The organism is Ectothiorhodospira marina (genome assembly GCF_900109495.1).
GTDB lineage: Bacteria > Pseudomonadota > Gammaproteobacteria > Ectothiorhodospirales > Ectothiorhodospiraceae > Ectothiorhodospira > Ectothiorhodospira marina.
Window position 1 is genome coordinate 1 of sequence record NZ_FOAA01000033.1, and the last position, 1838, is coordinate 1838.

At 61.8% G+C, this 1838-nt stretch carries 1 protein-coding gene; it reads right to left on the reverse strand.

Translation table 11 applies throughout. The annotated features are described in order from the left end of the window. Positions 1-125: 125 nt before the first annotated feature. A protein-coding gene (locus tag BMY52_RS14985) for an IS3 family transposase (RefSeq protein ID WP_090255794.1) occupies positions 126-1666 on the reverse strand; the annotation gives its coding sequence in 2 pieces (ribosomal slippage) (positions 126-1207 and positions 1207-1666; 1542 coding nt in all). Between the last annotated feature and the right edge of the window lie 172 nt (positions 1667-1838).

Below are 1838 nucleotides of genomic sequence, written 5' to 3' on the forward strand. Positions count from 1 at the left end.
TGGCGTGCTGATCGTTGAGCGGTGGATACTGGCGGCACTGCGCCACCGTCAGCACTTCTCTCTTGGGCAACTCAAATCCAGCATCCGTGAACTGCCGGCGGCTGTCAAGGTAGATGGAACCCGGGTCATGCAGCCTCTAATGAAGCACGAGGATCATTTTGAATTTCAGGGTTGAGCCACACCGGACCCACGGGCGTCCAGTTACGGGTATCACCGGACCAGCGCTCGGGATTTGCTGCACGGGCAGCCTGGTAGAGCTGGTGACGGCGCGCCAGGATGTCGTGATCCAGGCCTCGATGACGTTCGTCAGGCGTGACATAACGGATGCCACTGTGGCGATGCTCATGGTTGTACCATTGGACAAAGTGATGGACCCATTCACGGGCCGCCTCAAGGCTCTCAAAGCCCTTCGTCGGATAGTCGGGGCGGTACTTGCAGGTGCGGAACATCGCCTCGGAGAAGGCGTTATCGTTGCTCACGCGCGGCCGACTGAAAGAGGGATTGATCTCGAGCTTTTGCAGGGTGGCCAACAGCGTGGCGCCCTTCATGGCCCCGCCGTTGTCAGCATGCAACTTGGGTGGCGCATGGCAGCACTGCTCCCGGAGCACGGCCCGTCGGATCAGGATGCTGCTGTTGTTGGCGTTCTCCGATGCAAAGACCTCACTATCCACGATTTTGCGGCTGTAGATGTCGATAATCATGTACAGGTAGTAGAACTGGCCTCGCACGGCTGTGGGCAGGTAGGTCACGTCCCAGGTCCATGTCTGCAGCGGCCCATCCGCCCGATGTCGCGGCGGTGGACCGGATTGCCGGGGCGGCGCCATGCGCCCCCGATGATGCTGTTCGTTGGCGTCGTGCAGAATCCGGTAGAAGGTGGATTCCGAGGCCAGGTAAGTACCCTGGTCGGCCAGGCGTGCAACGATCTGAGCCGGCGGCAGACTGGCAAACTCGGGCTGATGACACACGTCCAGTACCGCTTGGCGCTCGGCATCGCTCAAGGCCTTCGCGGGCTTGGGTCTGACGGCATCAGGCCGCTTGTCGTGACCACCTGCAGCCCAGCGCCGGTAGGTGTTCAGTCCAATGCCCAACTCGGCACAGGCGCTTTTCAGGCGCGCTCCTGCAGCGTGGGCCTCATTGACCAGTTCAACTGCTTGCTGGCGATCCAGGGCACTGGTCATTCTTCCTCTTCCCCCCAGATCGCGTGGGCCTTTTTTCGCAGAGTCAGCAAAGCTGCCGTTTCCGCCAGGGCCGCTTCCTTTCGCCTGAGCTCCTTCTGCAGATCCCGGCTGCGCTTGCGCTCCTGCTTGAGTTCTTCGCTCTCCCGGCGTGACGCCGCCTGCGCCCGTTCATTGGCGCCCTCGCAGCTTTGTCGCCAGCGCCGGATCTGTTCCGGATACAGGCCACGCTGGCGACAGTACTCCGCCAGTTCCGCTTCACTGAGCGCGGCCGTTTCCAGCACCGCATTGAACTTGTCACGGGAACTCCAGCCTTCCGAGTCGGCCCCGCTCTCGGGCAGGAGCTGGCCATCATCACGGGCCTGCTTCCGCCACAGATACAAGGTGGCCGCGCTGATCCCTTCTTCCTCTGCCACCTCGGAGATGGGCCGGTTGTTGGGCGGGAACAGCTTCTTGAGCACTGCTTCCCGGCGTTCTTCGGAGTACTTCATCGGAACCCTCTCGTCGCCCCCTTCAGGGTTTAAGATTCTAACAGCAGGTCAGGTTCCAACTATCTTGCCAGCGGGGGCTGCTGGAGAAGCTCAACAACCGCCCGTTCCGGAAGTTGCCCGGTTGTCGGCGCGAACACTTCGAGCAGTTGGACAAGCCGGCCCTGCAGCCTCT